The sequence below is a fragment of the Comamonas sp. w2-DMI genome, from assembly GCF_040187735.1.
GTDB classification, from domain to species: Bacteria; Pseudomonadota; Gammaproteobacteria; order Burkholderiales; family Burkholderiaceae_C; genus Comamonas; species Comamonas terrae.
Genome location: NZ_JBANEL010000026.1, coordinates 40,794 through 60,715, shown reverse-complemented (window position 1 = coordinate 60,715; position 19,922 = coordinate 40,794). Strand labels below are relative to the sequence as shown.

The 19,922-nt window shown below is 67.1% G+C and carries 19 protein-coding genes; 12 read left to right on the top strand and 7 right to left on the bottom strand.

Annotation, left to right across the window (positions count from 1 at the left end; translation table 11 throughout):
• Positions 1–221 precede the first annotated feature (221 nt).
• Positions 222–542: a YkgJ family cysteine cluster protein gene (locus V8Z74_RS21665; protein WP_066476867.1), complete on the top strand. Its 321-nt coding sequence runs from the start codon at positions 222–224 to the stop codon at positions 540–542.
• A gap of 167 nt (positions 543–709) precedes the next feature.
• On the opposite strand, the gene V8Z74_RS21660 is transcribed toward V8Z74_RS21665, so the two are convergent.
• Positions 710–1,177 (bottom strand): Lrp/AsnC family transcriptional regulator, encoded by a 468-nt coding sequence (locus V8Z74_RS21660; protein WP_066476877.1) that lies wholly within the window; start codon positions 1,175–1,177, stop codon positions 710–712.
• 133 nt (positions 1,178–1,310) lie between these two features.
• Here V8Z74_RS21660 and V8Z74_RS21655 point away from each other — a divergent pair, with 133 nt between their 5' ends.
• From V8Z74_RS21655 to kynU, 8 genes are all read left to right on the top strand, one after another.
• The gene (locus V8Z74_RS21655) at positions 1,311–2,711 is read left to right on the top strand and encodes an amino acid permease (RefSeq protein WP_349711128.1); all 1,401 of its coding nucleotides are present in this window, start codon (positions 1,311–1,313) and stop codon (positions 2,709–2,711) included.
• Between the two features lie 35 nt (positions 2,712–2,746).
• The gene (locus tag V8Z74_RS21650; RefSeq protein WP_349711113.1) at positions 2,747–3,973 is read left to right on the top strand and encodes an amino acid aminotransferase; all 1,227 of its coding nucleotides are present in this window, start codon (positions 2,747–2,749) and stop codon (positions 3,971–3,973) included.
• Positions 3,974–3,981: 8 nt separating this feature from the next.
• On the top strand, positions 3,982–4,359 hold the full coding sequence (locus V8Z74_RS21645; protein WP_066476883.1) for a RidA family protein: 378 nt from the start codon (positions 3,982–3,984) through the stop codon (positions 4,357–4,359).
• 100 nt (positions 4,360–4,459) lie between these two features.
• On the top strand, positions 4,460–5,113 hold the full coding sequence (locus V8Z74_RS21640; protein WP_349711111.1) for a LysE family translocator: 654 nt from the start codon (positions 4,460–4,462) through the stop codon (positions 5,111–5,113).
• 26 nt (positions 5,114–5,139) lie between these two features.
• A complete protein-coding gene (locus tag V8Z74_RS21635; RefSeq protein WP_349711110.1) occupies positions 5,140–5,934 on the top strand; it encodes a helix-turn-helix domain-containing protein in 795 nt (264 codons plus the stop codon).
• A gap of 126 nt (positions 5,935–6,060) precedes the next feature.
• Positions 6,061–7,428, top strand: a complete 1,368-nt coding sequence (locus tag V8Z74_RS21630) for an amino acid permease (RefSeq protein WP_349711109.1) — start codon at positions 6,061–6,063, stop codon at positions 7,426–7,428.
• Positions 7,429–7,432: 4 nt separating this feature from the next.
• Positions 7,433–8,065, top strand: a complete 633-nt coding sequence (gene kynB, locus V8Z74_RS21625; RefSeq protein WP_349711107.1) for an arylformamidase — start codon at positions 7,433–7,435, stop codon at positions 8,063–8,065.
• 209 nt (positions 8,066–8,274) lie between these two features.
• A complete protein-coding gene (gene kynU / locus V8Z74_RS21620; protein ID WP_349711106.1) occupies positions 8,275–9,579 on the top strand; it encodes a kynureninase in 1,305 nt (434 codons plus the stop codon).
• 140 nt (positions 9,580–9,719) lie between these two features.
• On the opposite strand, the gene V8Z74_RS21615 is transcribed toward kynU, so the two are convergent.
• Both V8Z74_RS21615 and V8Z74_RS21610 read right to left on the bottom strand, forming a co-directional pair.
• A complete protein-coding gene (locus V8Z74_RS21615) occupies positions 9,720–10,661 on the bottom strand; it encodes a DNA-3-methyladenine glycosylase family protein (RefSeq protein WP_349711105.1) in 942 nt (313 codons plus the stop codon).
• Between the two features lie 103 nt (positions 10,662–10,764).
• Positions 10,765–11,697 (bottom strand): methylated-DNA--[protein]-cysteine S-methyltransferase, encoded by a 933-nt coding sequence (locus tag V8Z74_RS21610; protein WP_349711103.1) that lies wholly within the window; start codon positions 11,695–11,697, stop codon positions 10,765–10,767.
• A 138-nt stretch (positions 11,698–11,835) separates the two neighbouring features.
• Here V8Z74_RS21610 and kynA point away from each other — a divergent pair, with 138 nt between their 5' ends.
• Positions 11,836–12,711 (top strand): tryptophan 2,3-dioxygenase, encoded by an 876-nt coding sequence (gene kynA, locus V8Z74_RS21605; protein ID WP_066477171.1) that lies wholly within the window; start codon positions 11,836–11,838, stop codon positions 12,709–12,711.
• A 223-nt stretch (positions 12,712–12,934) separates the two neighbouring features.
• Complete coding sequence (locus V8Z74_RS21600; RefSeq protein ID WP_349711102.1) at positions 12,935–14,203, top strand: MFS transporter; 1,269 nt, start codon at positions 12,935–12,937, stop codon at positions 14,201–14,203.
• Between the two features lie 55 nt (positions 14,204–14,258).
• Here V8Z74_RS21600 and V8Z74_RS21595 read toward each other — a convergent pair whose 3' ends face one another.
• From V8Z74_RS21595 to V8Z74_RS21585, 3 genes are all read right to left on the bottom strand, one after another.
• Positions 14,259–14,684 carry a hypothetical protein gene (locus V8Z74_RS21595; protein ID WP_349711101.1) on the bottom strand — a complete coding sequence of 142 codons (426 nt, stop codon included), beginning with the start codon at positions 14,682–14,684 and terminating at the stop codon, positions 14,259–14,261.
• Positions 14,685–15,017: 333 nt separating this feature from the next.
• A complete protein-coding gene (locus V8Z74_RS21590) occupies positions 15,018–16,208 on the bottom strand; it encodes an FAD-dependent monooxygenase (RefSeq protein ID WP_066476906.1) in 1,191 nt (396 codons plus the stop codon).
• A gap of 152 nt (positions 16,209–16,360) precedes the next feature.
• Positions 16,361–16,648 (bottom strand): H-NS histone family protein, encoded by a 288-nt coding sequence (locus V8Z74_RS21585; protein ID WP_066476915.1) that lies wholly within the window; start codon positions 16,646–16,648, stop codon positions 16,361–16,363.
• Positions 16,649–17,546: 898 nt separating this feature from the next.
• On the opposite strand from V8Z74_RS21585, the gene V8Z74_RS21580 reads away from it, so the two are divergent.
• Positions 17,547–18,401, top strand: a complete 855-nt coding sequence (locus tag V8Z74_RS21580) for a symmetrical bis(5'-nucleosyl)-tetraphosphatase (RefSeq protein ID WP_349711100.1) — start codon at positions 17,547–17,549, stop codon at positions 18,399–18,401.
• Between the two features lie 57 nt (positions 18,402–18,458).
• Here V8Z74_RS21580 and V8Z74_RS21575 read toward each other — a convergent pair whose 3' ends face one another.
• Entirely contained in the window at positions 18,459–19,883 is a 1,425-nt protein-coding gene (locus tag V8Z74_RS21575; RefSeq protein WP_066476919.1) for a DEAD/DEAH box helicase, read from the bottom strand.
• Positions 19,884–19,922: the final 39 nt, after the last annotated feature.

Sequence of the window (19,922 nt, the reverse complement as noted above, 5' to 3'; positions counted from 1 at the left end):
GATCCGGATGCCCGAGTGCCCCACTCCGCATCGTTGTCGCCGGCGGCTGCGAGCCGGGCAAATCAGCGCCACCTGCCAGCGTCCGCTTGCCTCCACGGCCATGCACTTGCGGGGGCGAGGGCGGTTTCCGGGCGGCGCACTCGGGCTTGCCGCAGCCGCCGCGCCAGCTTGCGCAGCCACGCGCAAAATCGCTCGCCCACTCTGCCCCGCCGCCCTCCTCCATGACCCATCCCTGCCTGACCTGCGGCGCCTGCTGCGCCTCGTTCCGCGTGGACTTTTCCGTGCACGAATCCCAGGAGCATGGCGGGCGCGTGCCTGCCGGGCTGATCGAGGAAGTCACGGACCACACCTGCCGCATGCGCGGCACCGACTGGGCCCGCCCGCGCTGCGCGGCCCTGGTGGGCAAGGTGGGCGAGAAGGCGCACTGCGGCATCTATGAATGGCGCCCCTCGCCCTGCCGCGAGTTCGCTGCGGGCTCGGATGCCTGCAACCGCGTGCGCCAGCGCCATGGCATGCCGCCGCTGGAAAGCGGCCTGCTGTAGCACGCAGCGCGCCCTGCCCGCACCTGAAACCAGCATGCACCAAGGCCAAGGACCCCAAGGAAGGAACTAGGCGGCCCCGCCGCCCCGCACCGAGGTGTCGCCGGCTGCCCGGATGCCCCCTTGCGCGAAGCGGGAGGGCGAGCGGTGCAGCCGCTCAGGGCGCGCATTCAAACAGGCAGCCCCGCCAGTTGCCCCTTGAATTCCTGCAGCGAGAAATGCGTGTGCACCTGGCGCACGCCCGGCAGGCGGTGCAGCTTGCGCTGCAGCAGGTCGGAGTAGTCGTCGAGATCGCGCGCCACGACGACCAGCAGAAAGTCCTCGGGGCCCGAGATGCCGTGGAACATGACCACCTCGGGAATCGCACAGACGGCCTCCTCGAAGATGCGCGACGATTCCTCGTTCTGGTGATCGATGGCCACCATCACGAAAGCCAGCACGCCGAAGCCCAGGGCGCGCCGGTTCAGCGCCGCGTGGTAGCCGGTGATCACGCCCTCGTCCTCCAGGTGCTTGATGCGCCGCCAGGAGGGCGACTGCGACAGGTTGACCCGCTGCGCCAGCTCGCCCGAGGTCAGCCGTGCGTTCTCCTGCAGCGCCCGGACCAGCATACGGTCGGTCTTGTCGAGCTTCTCTTGCATATGAATATGTTTCTTTGAATTTTTATTGGATTGATTATCCAATTTTGAACAGATTTATGGATAACCATTAAATCACTCCTCCACACGGCCCCTAGCATGCGCTCTCCAAGCCAAAACCATGACGGAGACATCCATGCCGGCCTTTGAGGAAATCGTCCAGAGAGAGTCTGGACTCAAGCAACAGCTGTCTGCGGGACAGATGACCATGATCGCCATCGGCGGCGCCGTCGGCACCGGCCTGTTCCTGGGCAGCGGCTTCGCCATCGGCTTTGCCGGCCCCAGCGTGCTCATCAGCTATGCCGTGGGCGCGCTGATCTCGCTGCTGCTGATGGGATGCCTGGCCGAGATGACCGTGGCCCATCCCACCTCGGGCTCCTTCGGCGCCTATGCCGAGCACTACATTGCGCCGGTTGCCGGCTTTCTCGTGCGCTACGCCTACTGGGCCGCCGTGGTGCTGGCCGTGGGCACGGAGGTGACGGCCATCGGCCTGTACATGGGCTACTGGTTCCCCGAGGTGCCGCGCTGGACCTGGGTGGTGCTGTTCTCGGCCCTGCTGATCGGCGTGAACATGATGAGCGTCAAGGCCTTCGGCGCCGTGGAGTACAGCTTCTCCCTGGTCAAGATCATCGCCATCGTGGCCTTCATCCTGATCGGCGCCTGGGTGGTCTTCGGCACCCGGCCCGCCGGCGTGGGCTTCGCCAACTACGTCAACAACGGCGGCTTCTTTCCCAACGGTCCCTGGGGCACCTGGGTGGGCGTGATCATCGCCATCTTCAGCTACCTGAGCATAGAGATGATCGCCGTGGCCGCCGGCGAGGCCAGGGACCCGCAGCGCGCCATCACCAGCGCCTTCCGCTCGACCATGGTGCGCCTGGTGGTGTTCTACCTGGCCACCATTGCGCTGATGCTGGCCATCGTGCCCTGGGCCACGGCCGGCAAGCAAGGCAGCCCCTTCGTGAAGGTGATGGAGATCATCGGCATTCCGGGCGCCGCCAGCGTGATCAACTTCGTGGTGCTGGTGGCCGCGCTGTCGGCCATGAACAGCCAGCTCTACATCACCACGCGCATGATGTTCAGCCTCTCGCGCGCCGGCCATGCGCCCGCCGTGCTGGGCCGGGTCAATGCGCGCGGCGTGCCCCTGCCGGCGCTGCTGCTGTCCTGCCTGGGCATTGCCGTGGCCACGCTGTTCAACATCGTCAACCCCGAGCAGTCCTTCATGCTGATGATGGCCGTGTCCATGTTCGGCGCCATGTTCACCTGGTTCATGATCTTCGTGACCCATCTGTTCTTCCGCACCCGCCGTGCGCGCCAGGGCGCCGCGCCGCTGACCTTCCGCATGTGGGGCTTTCCATGGCTGACGCTGCTGGGCGCGGCCCTCATGCTGGCGGCCCTGGTGTCCACGCTGTTCACCGACGTGTTCCGCCTCACGCTGCTGACCGGCGTGCCCTTCCTGCTGCTGCTCGCCGCCGCCTATGCGCTGTGGTACCGCAAGCCTGCGGCAGCCACACCCGCGGCCGCCTCGGCCAAGGCCTGACAGGCAGTCCGCAACCCGATTTCCATTGGCAACCCATGACCACCATGACCCCTTCCTCTTCTTCCGTCTTTGCCCATGTTCCGCCCTACCCGGGCGACCCCATCCTGTCGCTGATGGAGGCCTTCCAGCAGGATGCGCGCGCCGACAAGGTCAGCCTGAGCATCGGCCTGTACTTCGACGAGCAGGGCCGCCTGCCGGTGCTGGACTGCGTGCGCCAGGCCGCCCAGGCGCTGAGCCAGAACGCAGTCCCCTGCGGCTACCTGCCCATCGAGGGCATCGCCCCCTACCGCCAGCTGGTGCAGGACCTGGTGTTCGGCGCCGACCACGAGGCCGTGCGCGCGCAGCGCATCGCCACCATCCAGTCGCTGGGCGGCTCGGGTGCGCTCAAGGTGGGCGCGGACTTCATCAAGCGCTACTTCCCCGACGCCGAGATCTGGCTCAGCGACCCGACCTGGGAGAACCACCTCGCCATCTTCGAAGGCGCGGGCCTGCGCACGCACAGCTACCCCTACTACGACGCGGCCACGGGCGGCCTGCGCTTCGACGCGATGATGGACACGCTGCGCGGCATCCCGCCCGGCAGCGTGGTGCTGCTGCATGCGAGCTGCCACAACCCCACGGGCGTGGACCTGTCGCGCGAGCAGTGGCAGCAGCTGATTCCCGTGATCGTGGAGCGGGGCCTGATCCCGTTCGTGGACATGGCCTACCAGGGCTTCGGCGACGGCCTGGACGAAGACGCCTGGTCCGTGCGCGCCCTGGCCGAAGCCGGTGCCCAAGCCTTCGTGGCCAACTCCTTTTCCAAGAATTTCTCGCTGTACGGCGAGCGCGTGGGCGGCCTGAGCGTGGTCTGCAACGACGCCACCACGGCCGCCAACGTGCTGGGCCAGCTCAAGGCCACGGTGCGCCGCAACTACTCGTCGCCGCCCACCCACGGCGCGCGCCTGGTGCAGCAGGTGCTGCAGTCGCCTGAACTCAGCGCGCAGTGGGCCGGCGAGCTGGCCGAGATGCGCGGCCGCATCAAGGACATGCGCGCCCAGCTGCACCACGCGCTGCACGAGCGCTTCGGCGAGCGGCGCGACTTCGGTTTCCTGCTGACCCAGCGCGGCATGTTCAGCTACACCGGCATCACCGAGCCCCAGGTCCACCGCCTGCGCGAGGAGCACGGCGTCTACCTGATCCGCTCGGGCCGCATGTGCATGTCGGGCCTGTCCCGGGCCAATGTGCAGCATGTGGCCGACGCCATCGCCCACGTGCTGGGTTGAGGCCCGCCATGAAGCAAGTCATAGACATAGGCCTGCCGCCCCTGCGGCAGCCGTTCTCCTGGGCCGTCAAGGCCAGCGGCAGCATGCTGTTCACGGCCCACGGCCCGGTGCGCGAGGACGGCAGCATCCACACCGGCCCCGTCGAGGAGCAGGCGCGCCTGACCTTTGCCAACCTGCGCCGGGCCGTCGAGGCCGCGGGCGGCACGCTGGCCGACGTGACCCAGGTGCTGATCTACATGACCGAGGTGGCCGACATGCCGGCCATTGACGCCGTCTACCGGGAGTTCTTCGAGGCCCCCTACCCCAACCGCTCCAGCATGGGCGTGGCCGGCCTCGTGGTGCCCGGCATGAAAATCGAGATCGTGGCCTACGCCATGCTGCCCTGATCCTGCGCGGCCCGGTCCGCCGCGCAATTGCGTTCAATACAGGACAGGCGCGCGGCGCGAGACTGCAGCCCTTTGCAGTTCCGCGTCCGCGCGACCTCTCATGTCCTCTTCCCTGCTCGCCATGGGCATCTTCACCCTGGTCGGTGCCATCACGCCCGGCCCCGTCAACGTGCTGGCCCTGCGCCATGGCGCCGCCCGCTCCCGCCGGGCCTGCGCCTTCTATGTGCTGGGCGCCAGCGCCAGCTATGCCGCCGTGGTCTGGGCCATGGGCCAGAGCGCTCAATGGCTGATGCAGGCGCTTCCCCGGCTGTCCACCACCGCCGAATGGCTGTGCGCGGCCTACCTGCTGTGGCTGGCCTGGCGGCTGGCGCGGGCGCCTGCCGAAGCGGCAGAAGCGGAAGAAGCGGCATCCGGCGATGTATCCCCCGGGGAAAGCCGGCAACATCGGGAAAGCCCGGCATCCCGCACGCTGCGGCTGCTGCTGCAGGGCGCGGCCGTGCAGACGCTCAATCCCAAGGCCTGGCTGGTGGCGCTGGCCGGCGTCGGCCTGTTCGTGCTGCCGCAGGCCGATGCGGCCCTGGCGCTGCTGCAGTTCTGCGCCATGTCGCTGCTGGCCTGCCTGGTGGGGGTCGGCAGCTGGGCGCTGCTGGGCCAGGCCCTGTCGAGCCAGCTGACCACGCCGCGCCGCCAGCGGCTGTTCCACCGCCTGCTGGCCCTGCTGCTGGTGGCCAGCGTGGCCGCCATGCTGGCATGATGACCGCTTCTTGCCGCCCTCGTCCCATGACAGTCTCCGCCTCGCCACACCGCTTTCACCGCCACCCGGCCGCGCCCTGGGCCGAGCTGCGCGACAGCGCAGCTTCGCCGCATTGCTTTCGGCTGCACATGCATGCCGAGTATTCGATAGGCATCGTGGACGCGGGGCGTACCGTGTTCCACCATGCCCAGGGTCCCCAGCCCGTGACGGCTGGCGGCGTGGTGCTGATCGAGCCGGGCGCCTGGCATGCCTGCAACCCCGAACCCGGCGCATCCTGGGCCTACCGCATGCTGTTCGTCGACGCCGACTGGCTGCATGCCCGGCTGGGCGTGGCCGCGCTGCGCTTTGCACGGCGCACGCCGGACGATGCGCAGACCGCCCGGCTGGTGGACGGCCTGTGCCGCCCCGTCGACGGCCCCGCTGCCGCGCAGCGGCTGGCCCAGGGCCTGGATCAGCTGATGGCCCGCTGCGCCCAGCCGGCTGCAGCGCCTTTGCACTGCACCGGCCCGGAGCTGCAGTCCGCCTTGCACCGGCTGCATGCGCAGCCCGACGCAGGCCTGACCGTGCAGTCTCTGGCCCAGGAGTGCGGCATGAGCGCCACGCGCTTCATCCGCCGCTTCAAGGCCGCCACGGGCATGACGCCCGGCAGCTATCGCCTGAACCTGCGCATCAACGGCGCACGTCGCCTGCTGGCCACGGGCGCAGCGCTGGCCGAGGCCGCCCACGCCATGGGCTTTGCCGACCAGGCCCATCTGCAGCGCGCCTTCAAGGCCCACCATGCGCTCACGCCGGGCTGCTATGCAAGAGGCGGCCGCCCTTAGGCCGTCCTTAGGCCGTCCTTAGGCCGCCTTATCTTGGCGGCGGCAACTGAACGGCCGAGCCGGTTGCATGGCGCTGAAAGCGCCGATACTTACGCCTTTCGCTTTCACACCGATCTGCAGCGCACCATGGCCGCCTTCCAAGACATACAGCAACGAGAAACCGGCCTGCGCCAGCAGCTCAACTCCGCCCAGATGGCGATGATCGCCATCGGCGGTGCCATCGGCACGGGGCTGTTCATGGGCAGCGCCTTCGCCATCGGCGTGGCCGGCCCCAGCGTGCTCATCAGCTACGCCATCGGCGCGCTGATCGGCCTGCTGCTGATGGGCTGCCTGGCCGAGATGACCGTGGCCCATCCCACCTCGGGCTCGTTCGGCGCCTATGCCGAGCACTACCTCGGCCCGCTGGCCGGCTTCCTGGTGCGCTACGCCTACTGGGCCGCCGTGGTGCTGGCCGTGGGCATGGAGGTCACGGCCGTGGGCCTCTATATGCGCTACTGGTTCCCCGATGTGCCGCAGTGGGTCTGGGTGCTGCTGTTCTCGCTGGCCCTGGCGGCCGTCAATGCCACCAGCGTCAAGGCCTTCGGCCAGGTCGAGTATGTGTTCTCCATGGTCAAGGTGGTGGCCATCGTGGCCTTCATCCTGATCGGCGCCTATGTGCTGTCCGGCCCCCGCCCCGAAGGTGTCGGCTTTGCCAACTACACGGCGGGCGGCGGCTTCTTTCCCAACGGCTGGTGGGGCACCTGGGTGGGCGTGATCGTGGCCATCTTCAGCTACCTGAGCCTGGAGGCCATCGCCATCGCCGCCGGCGAGGCCGAGCACCCGCAGCGTGCCGTGACCTCGGCCTTTCGCTCCACGGTGCTGCGCCTGGTGCTGTTCTACCTGCTGTCGCTGGCCATCATGCTGGCCATCGTGCCCTGGAACCAGGCCGGCACCGACAAGAGCCCGTTCGTCAAGGTGATGGAGATCCTGCGCATTCCCGGCGCGGCCGGCGTGCTCAACTTCGTGGTGCTGGTGGCTTCGCTGTCGGCCATGAACAGCCAGCTCTACGTCACCTCGCGCATGATGTTCAGCCTCTCGCGCGGCGGCTATGCGCCGTCCGGCCTGGGCCGCCTGAGCAAGAGCGGCGTGCCGCTGGGCGCGATCGCCGTGTCCTGCCTGGGCATGGCCGTGGCCATGGTCTTCAATGTGCTCAAACCCGAGCAGTCGCTGGAGCTGATGATGTCGATCGCCATGTTCGGCGCCATGTTCGCCTGGTTCATGGTCTTCGTCACCCATTTGTTCTTCCGCCCGCGCTGGCAGCGCGAACATCCAGGCGAGCGGCTGCAGTTTCGCATGTGGGGCTTTCCGGTGTTCACGCTGCTGGGCGCCGTGCTGATGCTGGGCGTCATCGTGACCACCTACTTCACCCGGGAATTCCACACCACCGTGCTGGTCGGCGTGCCGTTCCTGGTGCTGCTGATGCTGATCTATGCTTTCTGGTACCGGAGGAAATAAGGCCATGCCACGCCAGATCTGGGACATCTCCCCCGCCATCCACCCCCTGGCCCCGGTGTTCCCGGGCGACACGCCGTACTCGCAGCAGTGGTGCGCCACCATAGGCCCGGGCTGCCCGGTGAACGTGAGCGCGATCACGCTGTCGCCCCATGTGGGCGCGCATGCCGACGCGCCCCTGCACTATGACGCGGGCGGCGCCAGCATAGGCCATGTCGATCTCGACGCCTTCCTCGGCCCCTGCCGCGTCATCCATGCCATGGGCTGCGGCCCGCTGATCAAGTGGCGCCATATAGAACACGCCATCACCGCCGACCTGCCCGCGCGCGTGCTGGTGCGCACCTACGAGAAAGCCCCCACCAGCTGGGACCCGGATCTTGCCGCCTACGCGCCCGAGACGGTGGCCCGGCTCGCCGACCGGGGCGTGCAGCTGATCGGCATCGACACGGCCAGCATCGACCCGGCCACGAGCAAGACCTTGGACAGCCACATGGTGATCCGCGCGCGCGGCCTGCGCGTGCTGGAGAACCTGGTGCTCGACGAAGTGGCCGAGGGGGACTACGAGCTGATCGCGCTGCCGCTCAAGCTCACCGAGGCCGATGCGTCCCCGGTCCGGGCCGTCTTGAGAAGCATCCCCTGAGGTGCCACGCACCTTCCCCCTCGCTTCGCGGGAGGGGACGATGCCTTCGCCTGGGCCGCCCCGCTGCGAGACGGCTCTTGCTCGGCATCCCTGGCTTGCACCATGCCTTGTCCAAGCACAATTGCCTCGGCAAACATTGTAGAAATCAAGAGTAAACCGGCTGTAGCGCTTGTCCATCAAGCGCTGGCAGCTATCAAAAAGGAATTTCGATGACCACTTTGCAAGAGTGCCAGGCCCTGGATGCACAGGATGCGCTGCGCCCGCTGCGCGAGCGCTTTGCGCTTCCCCAGGGCGTGATCTACCTGGACGGCAATTCGCTGGGCGCCCAGCCCAGGGCCGCGGCGGCCCGCGTGGCCGAGGTCGTGCAGCAGGAATGGGGCCAGGGCCTGATCACCTCCTGGAACAAGGCCGGCTGGATCACCCTGCCCGAGCGCCTGGGCGACCAGTTCGCGCCCTGGATAGGCGCGGGCGCGGGCGAAGTGGTGTTCACCGACACCACCTCCATCAACCTCTACAAGGTGCTCACGGCCGCGGCGCGCATCGCCCGCGAAGACGCCCCGGCGCGCACAAAACTCATCAGCGAGCGCAGCAACTTCCCCACCGACCTCTACATCGCCCAGTCCGTCTGCCAGGAATACGGCCTGGAGCTGGTGCTGCTGGAGCCCGAAGAGATCGCCGGCGCACTGCAGGACGACGTGGCCATCTCCATGCTCACCCATGTGAACTACCGCACGGGCGCCATGCACGATATGGCCGCCGTCACGGCCGCCGCCCACGCCAGGGGCATTCTGTGCGTCTGGGACCTGTGCCACAGCGCGGGCGCCGTGCCCGTGGACCTCAAGGGCGCCGACGCCGACTTCGCCGTGGGCTGCAGCTACAAGTACCTCAACGGCGGCCCCGGCGCGCCGGCCTTCGTCTGGGCGCATCCGCGGCTGATCAACCGTTTCTGGCAGCCGCTGTCGGGCTGGTTCGGCCACGCCGAGCCCTTCAAGTTCGTGCCCGACTACCACCCGGCCCAGGGCATACAGCGCTATCTGTGCGGCACCCAGCCCATGGTCAGCATGAGCGTGCTGCAGTGCGGCCTGGACATCTATACCGAAGCCGAGCGGTTCGGCGGCATGGCGGCGCTGCGCGCCAAGTCGCTGGCCCTGACCGACCTGTTCATCCGCCTTGTGGAAGAGCGCTGCCAGGGCCACGGACTGGGCCTGGCCACGCCGCGCGAGCATGCGGCGCGCGGCTCCCAGGTCTGCCTCACCCGCGAGGAAGGCCTGGGCGTGGAAGGCAAGGACAGCGGCGCCTACGCCATCGTGCAGGCGCTGATCGCCCGCGGCGTGATCGGCGACTTCCGCAAGGGCGACGGCACGGGACGCCACAAGGACATCCTGCGCTTCGGCTTCACGCCGCTGTACGTGGGCTTCGAGGACGTGTGGCACGCCGTCGAGCACCTGCGCCAGGTATTGGAGTCGGGCGAATGGCAGCAGCCCGGGTTCAACACCCTCAACGCGGTGACTTAACCCCCCTGAGCCGCTCACGCGGCTTCCCCCAGGGGACGACGCCCTCAGTTAGGCGCCCCCGCCGCGAGGCGGCTCTTGCTCGGCGTCTCTGATCTGTGCGCGCCAGTTCCACCGGTCGGAGCGCAGGAGCACTCACTACGTCAATACGCCGTATCGGCCAGCGAGGCCCACAGGTGCGCCGCGACCAGTGCGCGCCAGGGCTTGAACTGCTCCAGCCAGCCGCTGGCCGTGCGCGCATCGGGCTGGGCGCTGCCCGTGAGCAAGCCCATGGCGCGGCGCACGGCCACGTCGCCGTGCAGGCTGCCGTCGGGCCAGCCGTAGCCGCGCAGCAATGTGTAGTTGACCGTCCACGGCCCTATGCCCTTGAGGGCCAGCAGCTGCGCGGTGGCCGCATCCACTTCCTCCTGGCGCCAGGCGCCTGCGGCGCTGCGGGCCGCCCAGTCGTCGAGCGGCAATTGCCCTTCGGCAACGGCCCGGGCCACGGCCAGCAGGGCCTGGGCCTTGGCCTGCGAAAAGCCCGCGCCGCGCAGCGTCTCCATGTCCAGCGCCGCCACGCGCTGCGCATCGGGGTATGCGCGCAGCGCCGGAAGGTCTCCGTTCCACCGCAGCGGCTCGCCTGCGAGGGCGATCAGCTTGCGCCGCAGCGAGACCGCCACGGCCACCGTGATCTGCTGGCCGGTGATGGCCCAGGTCAGCGCCTCGAACGGCGTGGGCGCTCCGGGCACATGCAGGCCGGCCTGGCGCTGCAGCAAGGGCCCCAGCTCCGGGTGGCCGCCATGGGCGCGCTCCAGCTCGCCGGGCGGATAGGCCAGGCCCAGCATGCGCTGCACCATGGCCTGCAGTGCGGCTCTGTCGGTCTTGGCCTGCCCGGCGCCTGGCGCATGCAGACCCGCCCGCACACGTCCTGGCTGCCACTGCAGCTGCAGCAAGGCAGGCCGGTGCTTCCAGATGATGGCTTTGTGCAGGCTGCAGGCCAGGGCATCGACGCGCTCTGCCACCTGCTGCTCGTCGCGGTTATGGAAATGCACGAATTCGTCGAAACGGTAGGGTTCGGGCAGGGCAAGAGAGACTTCAAGCAGCATGCGGTTTTCTATCAAATTGGAAGCGCCTTGCGCAATCCGTTCCTCGGTTTGCAATAAATATCACTGCAAAACATGGGAACAGAAAGCGCCAGCTGCTCCCTTTTCAGGAGTTCCTGGCCTTGGCCTGCTGGGCTTCGCGCAGCAGCAGCGCACGCTTGCGCTCCACGCCCCAGCGATAGCCCGAGAGGCTGCCGTCGTTGCGCACCACGCGGTGGCAGGGCACAGCCACGGCAATCGGGTTGGCCGCCACCGCATTGGCGACGGCGCGCGCGGCCTGCGGCATGCCCAGGCGCTGCGCGAGTTCGGAATAGCTGATGGTCTGCCCTGCGGGAATGGCCTGCAGCGCCTGCCAGACCCGCTGCTGGAAGGCCGTGCCCTGGATGTCCAGCGGCAGCGCCAGGCCCACGCGGGGCTGCTCGACGAGGGCCACCACCTGGGCCACGGTCTGCTCGTAGCGCGCATCGCCGCCGACCAGCTCGGCGGCCGCGAAGCGCCGCTGCAGGTCGTGCACCAGCGCCTGGGCATCGTCGCCCAGCAGCACGCTGCACACCCCCCGATCGGTGCTGGCCACCAGCAGGCTGCCCAGCGAGCATTCGGCCACGGCAAAGCGTATGGTCTGGTTGGCGCCCTTGCGCCGGAAGGCCCCGGGCGCCATGCCCAGCATGGCGGGCGCATCCTTGTAGAAGCTGCTGCTGGCCTCGTAGCCGCTCAGATAGGCCGCATCGGTGACCGAGCTGCTGCGCGCCGGCGCCAGCGCCGCGCGCAGGTTCTGGCCGCGCCGGGCCTTGGCGTAGGCCTTGGGCGTGAGCCCCGTGCTGCGCTTGAAGGCGCGGTGCAGCTGCCACGGGCTCAGGCCCGTGCGCCGGGCAAGCTCTTGCAGCGCGGGCGGCGGATCTTCGGCCTCCAGCCAGCGGCAGCAGCGCGTGATCTGCTGCTGCAGGCCGTCTGCGTCGGCGGTGCTGAGCGGGTCGGCAAGGCGTTGGGCGGTAGCAGGCATGGCGTCGGCTTTCTTCGGATGCAGGGCTGGTTCATTCATGAAACATCGGACTTCACTGTACGCAGGATGCACGGGGCCCGCATCCACGTTCTTGCAGCGCCCGGCCCCCGGATTTGCAGGAATGCTGCCGTGCTTTCGGTTACGCTGCGCACCAGCCACAAAACAACGCACGAGACCATGACCCCAGAATCCACCGGCTGCCCCATGCATGGCGGCGAAGCCATTGTCCGCTCCGAAAACGCCCAGCTCGATTTCAGCAAGGACATGAGCTATGGCGACTACCTGCACCTGGACCAGATCCTCAGCGCCCAGCACCCGCTGTCGCCCGCGCATGACGAGATGCTGTTCATCATCCAGCACCAGACTAGCGAGCTGTGGATGAAGCTCATGCTGCATGAGGTGCGCGCGGCCACGGCCGCCATCGCCAATGCCTCGGGCGAGACCAAGCCCGATGCCTTCAAGATGCTGGCACGCGTCTCGCGCATCATGGAGCAGCTGGTCAGCGCCTGGACCGTGCTGTCGACCATGACGCCGCCCGAATACTCGGCCATGCGCCCCTACCTGGCCAACTCCAGCGGCTTCCAGAGCTACCAGTACCGCTGCATCGAATTCGCGCTGGGCAACAAGAACGCGGCCATGCTCAAGCCCCACGCGCACCGCAGCGACCTGCTGGCCCAGGTGCAGGCCGCCTACGAGTCGCCCTCGCTGTACGACGTGGCGCTGCAGCTGCTGGCACGCGAAGGCATTGCAGTGCCGGCCGACCGCCTGCAGCGCGACTGGACCCAGCCCTATGAAGCCAGCGAAGGCGTGAAGCAGGCCTGGATCACCGTCTACCGCGACCCGCACAAGCACTGGGACCTGTACCAGCTCGGCGAGAAGCTGGCCGACATCGAGGACGCCTTCCGCCTCTGGCGCTTCCGCCACCTGACCACCGTGGAGCGCGTGATCGGCTTCAAGCGCGGCACCGGCGGCACGGGCGGCGTGAGCTATCTCAAGAAGATGCTGGACGTGGTGCTGTTTCCGGAGATCTGGAGCCTGCGCACGGAGCTTTGAAGCCTTCCGAGCCGCTGCGCGGCTTCCCGAAGGGAGAAGAGCACACCTACGGCTGGGCGCCTGCGCCGCCGGTTTCGAAGGCTGCCAGCTTCAGAAAGCAGTCCCCGCCGGGCCGGACCGCGCTCCTGCGTGACAGACGGGAAAGGCACAATCCGCTAGAACGATTTCCTGCCTTTCCCTGCTTTCCCCATGCTGCAGGCATCCACTTGCCGGCACCCTCTCCATGTCCAGCCCCGAAGCCATCTCCCCGCAAGCCGCCCCGCCTTCTTCCCGCGTTCTCTGGGCCATGCTGCTGTGCCTGCTCTCTGCCTTTGCGCTGAGCCAGGCCTTTCGCACCGTCACCTCCATCATGGCCGACGGGCTGCGCAACGACTTCGGGCTTTCGTCGCAGTCCCTGGGCTCGTTTGCCGGACTGTTCGGCCTGTCGTTCGGCGTCACCCAGCTGCTCATGGGCGTGGGCATGGACATCTACGGCCTGCGCCGGACGGTGCTCACGGCGTTTCCCATGGCGATCGCGGGCGCCACGTTGTCCGCGCTGGCCACGAGCTATCCCTGGCTGATGCTGGGCCAGCTGCTGATCGGCGTGGGCTGCTCGCCGGCCTTTCTGGCCTGCACCATCTTTATCTCGCGCCATTTCCCGCTCAACCGCTTTGCCTTCATGTCCGGCGTGGGCATGGGCTTTGGCGGCCTGGGCCTGCTGTTCACCGGCACGCCGCTGGCCTGGCTGGTGCAGCACCAGGGCTGGCGCTTCGGCTTCGGCGTGCTGGCCGTGCTGTGCGCCCTATCCTGGCTGCTGATCTTTTTCCGCGTGCACGAGCCGCCGCTGGCCAGCGACGCCCAGCCCAAGCCCGGCTTTGTCGAGGCCCTCAAGGGCTTCGGCAGCCTGCTGCTGCTGCCCCATACCTGGGGCATCGTGCTGATCGGCATGGTCGGCTACGCCTCCTTCCTCACGGTGCGCGGCCTCTGGCTCAGTCCCATGCTCATGGACCGCTACCAGTTCTCGCTGGTCACCACGGGCAACGTGGCGCTGGCCCTGTCGGTCATCTCGCTGTTTGCGCCCTCGGCCTTCGGCCGCCTCGACCCCGGGCCCGGCCTGCGCCGCCGGCGCATCATCGTGTTTGCCCTGAGCATGGCGGCCATCTTCGTGCTGATGGCCTTTGTCCACCACCCCGTGGTCAATGTGGCGCTGATCTTTGCCATGGGCGTTTTCTCGGGCTACTCGTCGCTGCTGTATGCCGACGTGCGCTCCTCCTACCCGCGCGAGACCACGGGCCGCGCCCTGTCGGTCTACACCATGGCCATGTTCCTGGGCGCGGCGCTGATGCAATGGCTGTCCGGCGTGGTGGCCGGCATGGCCGAACGCCAGGGCTGGGAAATCTACCGCATGGTCATGCTCATGGTGACCGGCATGCTGGTCGTGGGCTGCCTGGCCTACCGCTGGCTGCCCATGTCGCCGCTGCTGCGCGGCACGGCCGGGCAGTCCAGGAAATAGGCTTGCAACGCTTTCCCATCAAGCGCAGGCAGCTCATTTTTTTATCCAGGAAAGGCTAGGCGCCCCCCTTCTTGGCATCCGCCACGCGCCATAGCTGCAGCAGGCCGAACAGCAGCTCGAACGCCGTAAAGCCCAGCACGATGGCGCTTGCACCATGGAGCACCGCATACACCTGCCAGAGGGCAAACAGCCAGCGCGCGAGCGCATCGAGCCGGCCCAGCAGCAGCGTGGGCTGGATGATGCGGGCCAGCGCCCACGCCACCACGACCGAACCCACCAGATTGGCCAGCAGCACATGCAGGGTGTCGGCGGCAGGCACGCTGCCGGGCAGATCCAGCATGGCGTGCACCCCGGCCAGCAGGCCCAGCAGCCAGGCAAAAGTCCATGGCAGCGCGAAAGGCCAGGTCACAAGCAGGTCGTACCAGGCGCTGGCGCGCACGAGGCGCCGATATTGGTTCGTGGAAAAGGCGGGAACGGACATGGATTCATGCAGGGAGTGAAAGAAGCCAGGAGCTTCACCTTCAAGCAGGCTCAAAGGTCAAGCATTTTTTGCTCCGCCAATGGGGCGCCACGCCGATCCGCGAACTGGCCCATGAACCGAGTAGCCCTGCATTTGTGTGGACCGCAGCGCTTGCCGCGTGCGGGGCGCCTGTCCGGCGGCAGCCGCGACCATGCGGCAAAGCATGTGCGCTGTTCGGCGCCCTGCTCTTCGCCCGACAGGCGGGCGCATCCTGGCCAAAACGGCAGCCCCATGCCCGCCCACCATGGCCCCCGGGGCCGGCAACCAGTCCGCGGGAGGGGACGAGGACAGCGACTAGTTATTGCCGCGATACAGCCAGGGTACATCCATGAGCCGGCTGCCCAGCATGCGCAGCGACAGGTCCCGCCCCCAGCGCACCAGGCCGGTCGCATGGAAGATGCGGCCGTTGCGCAGCGAGCGCTCCTGCACGCGCGCATTGCGCTGCCAGCGGTTGAGCGCATAGCGGCGCAGGCGCAGGCTCACATCCAGATCGTGCATGGACAGCGCGCCTTGCAGCTCGGCCGCGTCCTCGATGGCCATGCCCGCGCCCTGGGCCAGATACGGGCGCATGGGATGGGCCGCATCGCCCAGCAGGGCCACCAGGCCCTGCGCCATCTGGCGCGGCGACGCCAACGGCACGCGGTCGGCCACCGGCCACAGCCGCCATTCGCCGCCGGCATCGGGCACATGCTGAACCAGATCCTGCAGATAGGAGCAGGTGCCTTTCAGGTGCACGAGCAGATCGGGCAGATTGGCCGAATGGTCCCACTGGTCCAGATCCTCGGGTGCCGGCCCCTGGACAATCACCACCAGGTTCTGCAGCTCTCCCCGCCGCACCGGGTACTGGATGGCATGCAGATGCGGCCCCAACCAGGCCGTGACGTCGCCGGTGCGCAGGCGCTTGGGCAACTGGGCCTGGTGCACCATGGCGCGGTAGGCCAGATGCCCGGTGATGCGCGGCGGCCCGTCGTCCAGCATCTGGGCGCGGACCTTGCTGCGCACGCCGTCGGCGCCGATGAGCGCATCGCCCTCGATGAGCTTGTTGCCGCTGGTGCGTATCGTGACCACGCCATCGCTTTCCGCATAGCTGCTCACGAACTGATTCAGGTTGAGATGGACGGAAGGCTGCTCCTGCAATGCCTCCAGCAGCAATGCATGCAGATCGGCCCGGTGGATGGTGGCATAGGCCGCGCCATAGCGGTGCACGCTGTCCATTCCCAAGGGCAGGTGGCCCAGCTCCCTGCCCGTGATGGCGCTGCAGGCACGCAGCGCCCCCGGCGAGGCGATCACCCGCTGCAGCGGCCGCTGCAGACCCCAGGCCTGCAGGCAGCGCACCACATTCGGCCCCAGCTGAATGCCCGCGCCGACTTCGGAAAACTGCCCTGCGCGCTCGAACAGGCGCACATCCCAGTCCGCACGCGCTGCCGCAATCGCCGCAGCCAGCCCGCCAATGCCGCCTCCTGCTATCAACACCTGCTTGTTCATGGCTTCATATTGTGCCGTCTCGGCAACGGGCCAAGCCCGTGCCAAGCGGGCCAAACCCGATGCAGATCATCTGTTCGCGCCGTCTTTGCGCTGCTTCAGAAAAGAAAAAAACCCGCCGGGGCGGGTTCTTTCAACATGCGCGGGGCAGCCAGTCAGATGGCGAACTTCTCGCGGTCCTGATCTGCAATCCACTTCGGGGGCTTGCCGCGGCCGGTCCAGGTCTGGCCGGTCGCAGGATCACGATACTTCGGTGCCACCTTGGAGCCTGCATTGGAGGAACGCGAACGCGCGGGAGGAAACACATCCTCCGCGGTCAGGCCGTATTCGGCGACCAGGCTACGAACCTTGGCCACAGCATCCGCAAGTTCGCGCGCACGCGCTTCCTTGATTTGCTGCTCCAGATCTTCACGTTGCTTCAGTAGTTCCTTGTAGGTGCTCATGGTTGCGCTTTGCTGTTGATTTAAGACCCGTTAATTATAAGTACAGTTATTAGTTTGGCCATTATCCCAGCATACGCAGTAACCACATTTTCAACGCATTAGCACAGCCGCCAGCCATATTCCAGCCCATATACCGGACAGGTGCGGCATGGGATTTTGCCAAGCTTCCGACTTTCACCGCATCGCCTCTCCAGCCATTTTGCGAAGCGGGCCGCTCTAATGCGCCGGCGGCTGCAGCGCCCCTACTTGAAGCGCAGGAGAACCCCAGGCCAGAACAAGGCCAGCCCGGGTCCGGCCAGGGGCGGCCGGCCCTGTCAACATCTCCTGTCCAAGCGGGAAAACCGGCAGCAAGCGCGCACTTGTGGCCCCCATGCCTTGCCAGAAGGACAACACCACGGCGCCTGCGCCAAGCGGCCCGACGCTTCGTGGCGCCCAACGCCCTCATTTCCCGGCATTCATGCCCGCGCAAAATCCAAAGCGTGAAAAATCGTCAAACCGGCACCCTATACCTGCAGATTGACAGCCATTTGCATCGAACAAGCAGGAACTCTGTCGCTGAAACGGAAATTCCGCGGAAGTCGGCATTCTCCATACTGAATGCCATGCTGTTGAAAATCGGCTGGCCTGTTTCAACATCCACCGGCTCTCCATTAATCATTAACATGAACAATATCCAGAGGTTGAACCCGTAATGGAAAAGGTTTCCGTATCCCGGCCCGCCCGAAGGAGACGCAGGCTCTCCAGGGTCGTATCGCCGCAAGGCTGGCCGGCCTCAAGATCCCGGGAGGGCAGGCGGGATGGCAAGGAGATGACCTTTAACGCGTCGCGATGCCGCGCGTCGCTGCAGCATCACCCGGAAACGGCGGAAAATCCCCGTTCATCCATCCGAAGGAAAAGCATGGCAATTTACTGTATCGGGGACATTCAAGGCTGCTACGACGCTTTCGAGCAGTTGCTGCACACCGTGGATTTCTCCGCAAGCAGGGACACGCTGTATGTGCTTGGCGATCTGGTCAACCGCGGCCCCAAATCGGCACAGGTGCTGCGCGCCTGCATGGCCGCAGGCGACTCCATGCGCGTATTGCTGGGCAACCACGACCTGCATCTGCTGGCCGCCGCCCACGGCCTGCGGCGCCAAAGCAAGCGCGACACCCTGTCTCAGGTACTCGATGCGCCCGACAAGGACGGGCTGCTCGACTGGCTGCGCCAGCAGCCGCTGGCACGCCTGCATGTCAGCGCCAGGGGCGAGCCGCTGCTCATGGTCCATGCGGGCGTGCTGCCGCAATGGACGCTGCAGGACAGCCTGGACCTTTCCGCCGAAGTGCAAGCCGTCTTGCAAAGCTCGGAGCTGGCAGCTTTCTTGCACTCCATGTACGGCAATCAACCCGATCGCTGGGATCCGGCACTGACGGGCAACGACCGGCTGCGCTGCATTGTCAATGCCTTTACGCGCCTGCGCTTTTGCAGCAGCGAAGGAACCATGGACTTCGACAGTGCCGAATCGGCCGAGCATGCCCCCGAAGGCCTGATGCCCTGGTTCGAAGTGCCCGGCCGTGCAACGGCCCAGGTCACCATGGCCTTTGGCCACTGGTCCACGCTGGGCCACATCAACCGCCCGCACCTGATGGCGCTGGATACGGGCTGCGTCTGGGGTGGCTGCCTGAGCATGATGCGCCTCGGCGATGCGCTGGCCGAGCGCGAACTCATACAAGTCCATTGCCCCCAGGCCCAGGCTCCGGGCAAATCCGGCTGACCGACCAGCAAAAACGCCTGCGCAAGGCAGGCGTTTCCAGCTTCTTTCCGCGGCGCCTCAGGAGGAGGCCACGGGCGCCTTGAACAAGGCGGCGATCTTGCGCTTGGGGCGGATGCTGGGGCTCACGCTCTTGACCGCTGCAGCACGCTGGCTTTCCCAGGATGCAGGCTCTGCCGCCGACGAGGGCTCGTACGGCTTGTCGAAGAACGGGTCGGCATTGTTCGCACGCTGCGCCATGCGCGATGGGCGATGGCCATAGGCTGCGGCACTGTAGCCATCACGTTCGCGGCGGCGCTCGCCCTCGCCATGGCCGGGGCGGCTCGTGCGCGGCGGACGGAAATCCTCCATCGGGCAGCGCTCCACCTCGATCTTCTTCTTGGTGAGTTTCTCGATGTCGGCCACGTTGCGGCTGTCATGGCTAGTGACCAGCGTGACGGCCAAGCCCGAGGCGCCGGCACGGCCGGTGCGGCCGATGCGGTGCACATAGTCTTCGGCGTTGAAGGGCACGTCGTAGTTGAACACCGCAGGCACGTCCTTGATGTCCAGGCCACGCGCCGCCACGTCGGTGCACACCAGCAGGTCGACTTCGCCGGCCTTGAACGCTTCGAGCGCCTTCAGGCGCTCGTCCTGGCTCTTGTCGCCATGCAGGGCCGCCGCGCGCAGGCCGTCGCGCTCCAGCGCCCGCGTGAGCCGCGAGCAACCCAGCTTGCTGTTGGAAAAGATGAAGGCTTGTCGGATGTCGCGCTGCTTGAGGATGGAGCGGATCGCATAGCGCTTGTCGTCGTCGCTGACGCTGTAGAAACGCTGCTCCACCGTGGACGCCGTTTCATTGGGACGCGCCACCTCGATGGTGACGGGGTCCTGCAGATAGCTGTTGGCCAGGCGCTTGATCTCGGGCGAAAACGTGGCGCTGAACAGCAAGGTGGTGCGCTGCTTGGGGAGATAGGAAAGAATGCGCTGCAGGTCGGGCAGGAAACCGATGTCCAGCATGCGGTCGGCTTCGTCCAGCACCACATATTCGACCTGGTTGAGCACCGCGTTCTTGGCCTCGATGTGGTCGAGCAGGCGCCCCGGCGTGGCCACCAGCACTTCCACGCCTTTCTTCAGTTCGGCCGTCTGGGGCTTCATGTCCATGCCGCCGAACACCACCGTGCTGCGCAGCTTGGTGTGCTTGGCGTACAGCGCGATCTGCTGGGCCACCTGATCGGCCAGCTCGCGCGTGGGCAGCAGCACCAGGGCGCGCACGGGATGGCGCGCCGGGGAGGCCGAGGCGTTTTCATGGCGCATCAGGCGCTGCAGCAATGGCAGGGAAAAGGCCGCGGTCTTGCCTGTACCTGTCTGGGCCGCGCCCATGACATCCTTGCCCGTCAACACGACCGGGATGGCTTGCGCCTGGATGGGAGTCATGGACTCATAGCCCATGTCGGCTACAGCGCGTGCCAGGGGCTCAGCCAGGTGAAGATTGGAAAAAGAGCTTGTCATTGAGGGCGTAATTGTCGCACTGTGTGCGTTTTTGCGCCA

Coding starts and splice junctions, on each gene's coding strand:
- V8Z74_RS21590 (WP_066476906.1), bottom strand. CDS start 16,208: ATGAACAAGCAGGTGTTGATAGCAGGAGGCGGCATTGGCGGGCTGGCT.
- V8Z74_RS21580 (WP_349711100.1), top strand. CDS start 17,547: ATGGCAATTTACTGTATCGGGGACATTCAAGGCTGCTACGACGCTTTC.
- V8Z74_RS21630 (WP_349711109.1), top strand. CDS start 6,061: ATGGCCGCCTTCCAAGACATACAGCAACGAGAAACCGGCCTGCGCCAG.
- V8Z74_RS21585 (WP_066476915.1), bottom strand. CDS start 16,648: ATGAGCACCTACAAGGAACTACTGAAGCAACGTGAAGATCTGGAGCAG.
- V8Z74_RS21655 (WP_349711128.1), top strand. CDS start 1,311: ATGCCGGCCTTTGAGGAAATCGTCCAGAGAGAGTCTGGACTCAAGCAA.
- V8Z74_RS21615 (WP_349711105.1), bottom strand. CDS start 10,661: ATGCTGCTTGAAGTCTCTCTTGCCCTGCCCGAACCCTACCGTTTCGAC.
- V8Z74_RS21635 (WP_349711110.1), top strand. CDS start 5,140: ATGACAGTCTCCGCCTCGCCACACCGCTTTCACCGCCACCCGGCCGCG.
- V8Z74_RS21595 (WP_349711101.1), bottom strand. CDS start 14,684: ATGTCCGTTCCCGCCTTTTCCACGAACCAATATCGGCGCCTCGTGCGC.
- kynB (WP_349711107.1), top strand. CDS start 7,433: ATGCCACGCCAGATCTGGGACATCTCCCCCGCCATCCACCCCCTGGCC.
- kynU (WP_349711106.1), top strand. CDS start 8,275: ATGACCACTTTGCAAGAGTGCCAGGCCCTGGATGCACAGGATGCGCTG.
- kynA (WP_066477171.1), top strand. CDS start 11,836: ATGACCCCAGAATCCACCGGCTGCCCCATGCATGGCGGCGAAGCCATT.
- V8Z74_RS21650 (WP_349711113.1), top strand. CDS start 2,747: ATGACCACCATGACCCCTTCCTCTTCTTCCGTCTTTGCCCATGTTCCG.
- V8Z74_RS21600 (WP_349711102.1), top strand. CDS start 12,935: ATGTCCAGCCCCGAAGCCATCTCCCCGCAAGCCGCCCCGCCTTCTTCC.
- V8Z74_RS21660 (WP_066476877.1), bottom strand. CDS start 1,177: ATGCAAGAGAAGCTCGACAAGACCGACCGTATGCTGGTCCGGGCGCTG.
- V8Z74_RS21640 (WP_349711111.1), top strand. CDS start 4,460: ATGTCCTCTTCCCTGCTCGCCATGGGCATCTTCACCCTGGTCGGTGCC.
- V8Z74_RS21575 (WP_066476919.1), bottom strand. CDS start 19,883: ATGACAAGCTCTTTTTCCAATCTTCACCTGGCTGAGCCCCTGGCACGC.
- V8Z74_RS21665 (WP_066476867.1), top strand. CDS start 222: ATGACCCATCCCTGCCTGACCTGCGGCGCCTGCTGCGCCTCGTTCCGC.
- V8Z74_RS21610 (WP_349711103.1), bottom strand. CDS start 11,697: ATGAATGAACCAGCCCTGCATCCGAAGAAAGCCGACGCCATGCCTGCT.
- V8Z74_RS21645 (WP_066476883.1), top strand. CDS start 3,982: ATGAAGCAAGTCATAGACATAGGCCTGCCGCCCCTGCGGCAGCCGTTC.